5 protein-coding genes are annotated in these 4,828 nt (G+C 44.0%); 2 read left to right on the top strand and 3 right to left on the bottom strand.

Annotation, left to right across the window (positions count from 1 at the left end):
• Window positions 1-1,366, bottom strand: a 1,366-nt coding sequence (locus A3761_RS03845) for a DUF4382 domain-containing protein (protein WP_068749848.1), incomplete at its 3' end; no start/stop codon positions are given.
• A gap of 121 nt (window positions 1,367-1,487) precedes the next feature.
• Window positions 1,488-2,285 (bottom strand): ABC transporter substrate-binding protein, encoded by a 798-nt coding sequence (locus A3761_RS03840; protein ID WP_068553383.1) that lies wholly within the window; start codon window positions 2,283-2,285, stop codon window positions 1,488-1,490.
• Between the two features lie 249 nt (window positions 2,286-2,534).
• Between A3761_RS03840 and A3761_RS03835 the strand changes: the two genes are divergently transcribed.
• Window positions 2,535-2,747 carry a hypothetical protein gene (locus tag A3761_RS03835; RefSeq protein WP_068553384.1) on the top strand — a complete coding sequence of 71 codons (213 nt, stop codon included), beginning with the start codon at window positions 2,535-2,537 and terminating at the stop codon, window positions 2,745-2,747.
• Between the two features lie 136 nt (window positions 2,748-2,883).
• Complete coding sequence (locus tag A3761_RS28920) at window positions 2,884-2,961, top strand: type II toxin-antitoxin system ParD family antitoxin (protein ID WP_156490383.1); 78 nt, start codon at window positions 2,884-2,886, stop codon at window positions 2,959-2,961.
• 10 nt (window positions 2,962-2,971) lie between these two features.
• Here A3761_RS28920 and A3761_RS03830 read toward each other — a convergent pair.
• Window positions 2,972-4,828: OB-fold nucleic acid binding domain-containing protein (locus A3761_RS03830; RefSeq protein WP_231881148.1), on the bottom strand; the 1,857-nt coding region annotated here is incomplete at its 5' end.

The raw sequence follows: 4,828 nt of genomic DNA, 5'->3' as shown, positions 1-4,828 counted from the left end.
AACTGGGGTAACCGCGTACCTGCATCCACTCATCTTCTTCGATAGCGCTAATATCCAGTGTAGAGCTGTTGATTTCATACTGTTCAGGTGAAGCATCATTAGCCGCATCAAGGCCTGTGCCACTAAAGTCAAAAAGATCAATTGGTCGTTTGTTGATATGGCTAAGATCCAACTCCAAAGGAGATGCCTGCACCACTTCGCCCACAATGGCATTGAGCTTCATTCTGACATGGCCTTGACTACTATCGAATTCATTATTGTCAGCGTTAAATTCACCCAACGCTAGTATTCGTTGCCCTACCGATAAATTGGCGATGCTGGCATCACCTAAGCGATAACCTGTGACAACAGTATCTTCAGTAACCGCCAGTGTGACTTCTGTCTGAAAGTGAGCCGCCTGGTCGCCAGTCTCGACGACTGCACCTTGAATCGAAATGCTTGAGTCACTGCGTGCAGTGATGATGCCTTTCAATACATCTTGTTCAGCCCAAGGAACACTGTTACCGGCGAGTACCTGTGTTGCCAAGTAGCGTTGCTCACCTTCTTCTGAAGGGCCACCAAAAGCAATAAGAGGGGTCTCCTCAGCTTGTTCTGCTAGTAAGCTTAAGCCTTCTTCAGACGTGTACTCAACGCCATCAATCTCATACAGTGTATTGTCATCGACATGGAAGTTGAAATCGCCAAAGGTTCCGCGACGTAAGCGCATCGGAATTAGTTTCATGTCGATGGTATTAGTGGCCAGATCAACACTTTCGAGTAAACCCCTTAGTCGATGTTCCCTATCGATATCCAGCTCGGTACTGCCGACCATGAAAGGCTCTACAGTTACTAAGGGTGGCTCGAAAGACTCAATAGTATTTGAGGCAGCCAAGTCTAAATCAAGCGTCAATTGAGCGGTTTTGAAAGGGGATATATTGATGCTATTGCCTTCATTAAGATTTAGCTCCACATCAATTTGAGTAATCGCATTGCCATTGGCATCTTGTATGGCAGCTTCATAAGAAGCACCCTCTTCGTCTTGAATAACGATATCAGCCTCACTGTAATCCAGGCCCAATATAACACTTTGGTATTCGCCTGCGGGTACAGACAATACGGCAAAAAGCTCAGAAAGCTCCTGATATTGTACAAAGTCTATTTCACTCTGAAGCGGTAGCACTTCGACAAGTGAGCCATTAGCTTTTTTGAGTTGTATGGATTCCAATTCAATTCGATAGGTCAAAAAGTCTTCTTCAGCGTCGGTGACGGCGACTTGCAAGTCTCCCATTAGTGCGGTGTCATCCTGGTTACTTGAGTCGCCACAGCCAGCCACAAAAAGACTGGTTGAAAAGGCAAAGGTATAAGCCAGTAGCTTTGATTGATTCATTTCTAACTCCATTTGTTTGTCGGTTGTATTGCGTAAACGAATGAAGTTAGAAAAGGTTTACACGGAGGAAGAAAAATTAATAACTTTTTGCAGATACATGATTTAGGAATAGAAATACATGTTAATCCGACATGGCTTCTTGCACGAAAGTTTGTACGATTTTCTGATAAGTGCCATCTTCGCGTATGCGCCTAAGTGCTGAATTAAAGTCGTTTAGAAATGGGGTCATCTTAAGTACTTTAGGAATAATTAGGTAAGCATCATTGATTGAAAAGGCATTGGGCAAAGCGCTCACTTTATCTTCGATTCCCAAAATGCGTGTATAAGAATCGCCTGATATCTGATCTAGTATGACGCAGTCGATTCTTCCCATGGCGAGAATTTTAAAATTATCGTGAGGGTCATTACATACATTTGGAGTGAATAAACCATTTTCTCTGGCTGTATCGAATGCTTGGCCATAGGACCAGCCGCGATTAACGCCAACAACCTTTCCTTTCAGGTCTTCAATTGAATTGAATTCAAAAGGCTTATCTTTATTGATAAATAAAACCAGTTTTTCCTGGTACAGTGGTGCGGAGTAATCGTAGGTTTTTATGCGCTCATCACTTTTATACGCGCCGCCGACAGCGCCTTTGCCGCTTGCGCTATACAATAAAGCGCGCTTCCAGGGTAACGCTTTAATTTCAGTTTTGAGCCCGGCCTGTTTGATGGTTGCTTCTAGTAGTCTTGGATATAAACCGTCAGCTTCTGTTTTTTCAACTTGATACATATAAGGCGGGTAACTTTTGTCGACAAATATGATCAATTTGTCATCGCCTTGAGCGTTGGCATGTGAAAAGCAGATTAAGACCAATAGTGCGAGAGCAAAAAGTTTTTGAGCAAGTAGAGAGACTACCACAGTAAGCTTCTTCTCCATTTCTAGTTTGCGAGTAATTTATTACATAGCAAGAGACCTTCTGTAATACGACAGGCAACCTCAACCTATCCCTTAATATTAGTTGGTTTTTGAAGATAAGCCTCAATTTGCATAAAAAAGGCAGTCTTTTAACTATACGTATAAAGTGACAAAGTACCTATAGCTTAGGGGTAAGTTAAGTAATCCATTGTTTTATAGACGTAATTCTCTTATGGTTAAGAAAATTATTCTGGCTTAGGAAGGTTATGTATGAGTGAACTGTCTCAAGAAGTATTGCAGGAATTTTCGGACCAAGTTGCCGAAATTTGTGAAAACATGCAATTGGAGCCAGATCAGATGCTAGACGCGATTGGCAGCACCTTTATTGGAGCCGTGCTTAGTTTTGGCAAAACCGATTATCGGGTAGAAGTCTCTGGAGTTGCCTCTGCAATGGTAGAAACGATTTTTGAAGCTGGGGATTGAGAGTAGAGCTAACTACAAAGTTTGCTTATAAGACCTTATGAAAGAGTATCCGACGACTGAAGGATGCGTACTTGATTGCTTGGTTATGGGTGCTTAACCATTATTGGGTATTAAATGGTATACGAGAGGTGACAAAGTGCCGAAGAATACAAGCACAACTTTAGGTGACCACTTTGATGGCTTTATTGCACAGCAAATTGATGAAGGTAGATAAACCTCGCGTCTTAATGAAAATCTCTAGAACGACTCTGTAAGCCTGCTAATTGTTCCGTCATGTCTTCTAGCTTGCCCGCAATCACATGGGTGACTTCTCCTTCACGTTCCAGGATGCCTTTGATCTTGAGGATTTTTGCGCTCAAGTAAGCTTTTTTTTGTGCCCGCGCCGTGCCTGCCCAAATAACGACATTGATGTTTCCGGTGTCATCTTCCAAGGTCATAAAGGTTACACCTGAAGCGGTTCCTGGGGATTGTTTTCCTGTGACGACACCGGCTATATCAACAAAGGATTGATGTTTAATCTTTGCTAGCTGTGTTGATCGGGTAAATTTTCCTAAGCAACCTATACGGTCTAATAAGGTAATAGGGTGCTGCTCAAGGCTTAGTTGTAGCGAGGCGTAATCTTCAATCAGGTTGTCAAAGTTGCTCGGCCGGTATTGGTATTGTGCTTCCTCTTTTACTTGCAGCTTTGCATCTTGCTCAGGTAGTGCCAAGTTTTGAGGCGGATTCATAAGCGCCCAGCGCGCTGCGTAGCGGTTTTCTGCAAAACATTGTAAAGCATTGGCAGAAGCGAGGGCCTCAAGGTCCTTTTGGTTCAATGTCAGCTGATGAAGTGCCTGTGCATTTTGATAACCAGCATTCGGGCGTTTGCTGAGAATTTCCCTGGCGCCTTTTTCGCTGAGGTTCTTTATCTGCCGTAAGCCTAACCTCATGGCGTGGCTGTAATGACTAGTGCCTTTTTCAGGCAGTTTTTCTAAACGATGGTCATAATCTGACTGGTTAATACATACGGGGCGTACTTCAATGTTGTGGCGTACAGCGTCTTGTACGAGCTGTGAAACGCTATAGAAACCCATGGGTAGGCTGTTGAGTAAGGATGTGTAGAACTCAACTGGGTAGTAATGCTTTAACCATGCAGAAGCGTATGCGAGTACGGCAAATGAAGCTGAATGACTCTCAGGAAAACCGTACTCTCCAAAGCCGCAGATTTGTTCAAAAATCCGTTCTGCAAAGGCTTGCTCATAGCCCCTTTCCAGCATCCCCTCAATCAGTTTCGATCTAAATTGCATCAGCTTACCCGTCTTTTTCCAAGAGGCCATGGCGCGTCTGAGTTGATCAGCTTCGCCCCCGGTAAATCCGGCGGCGACCATAGCCAGCTTGATCACTTGCTCCTGAAAAATGGGTACTCCCAGCGTGCGGGATAAGACTTCCTTAACAGCTTCCGAAGGGTATTCGATGTTCTCTTCACCATTACGCCGCTTTAGGAAGGGGTGAACCATATCTCCCTGTATTGGCCCGGGTCTGACAATAGCGATCTGAATCACCAGGTCATAATAATTTTCTGGTTTTAAACGTGGCAGCATACTCATCTGTGCACGAGACTCGATCTGGAACACGCCAATAGTGTCGGCTCGCTGAATCATCTGATAAACCTTTGGGTCATCCTGCATACGGGTGATATCTGCGATGCTCAAGTCTCGTTGGTGGTATTGTTGAATAAGGGAAAATGTCTTACGGATAGCGCTGAGCATACCGAGCGCCAATACATCGACTTTCAGTAGTCCAAGGCTTTCGAGGTCATCTTTATCCCATTGAATGACGGTACGTGCCTCCATACTGGCATTTTCGACAGGTACGAGTTCGTATAGCGGTCCGGATGAAATGACAAAGCCACCAACATGTTGTGAAAGGTGACGAGGAAATCCCATAATTTCATTAACGAGATTAATAAACTGCTGGCCTTTACCTGTGTCTGGGTTGAGTCCTAATTCGATGATCTGTGACTGCCAAGTCAAGCTGTGGTCACGTCGATTAACGTTCTTAATAAAAAACTCAAGTTGTGTTTCGGCGATACCTAAGGCTTT

It is taken from the genome of Oleiphilus sp. HI0123 (assembly GCF_001635315.1).
The sequence above is the reverse complement of the archived record's forward strand: the minus strand, read 5'-3'. Positions and strand labels throughout refer to the sequence as shown.

Coding starts and splice junctions, on each gene's coding strand:
- A3761_RS03840 (WP_068553383.1), bottom strand. CDS start 2,285: ATGGAGAAGAAGCTTACTGTGGTAGTCTCTCTACTTGCTCAAAAACTT.
- A3761_RS03835 (WP_068553384.1), top strand. CDS start 2,535: ATGAGTGAACTGTCTCAAGAAGTATTGCAGGAATTTTCGGACCAAGTT.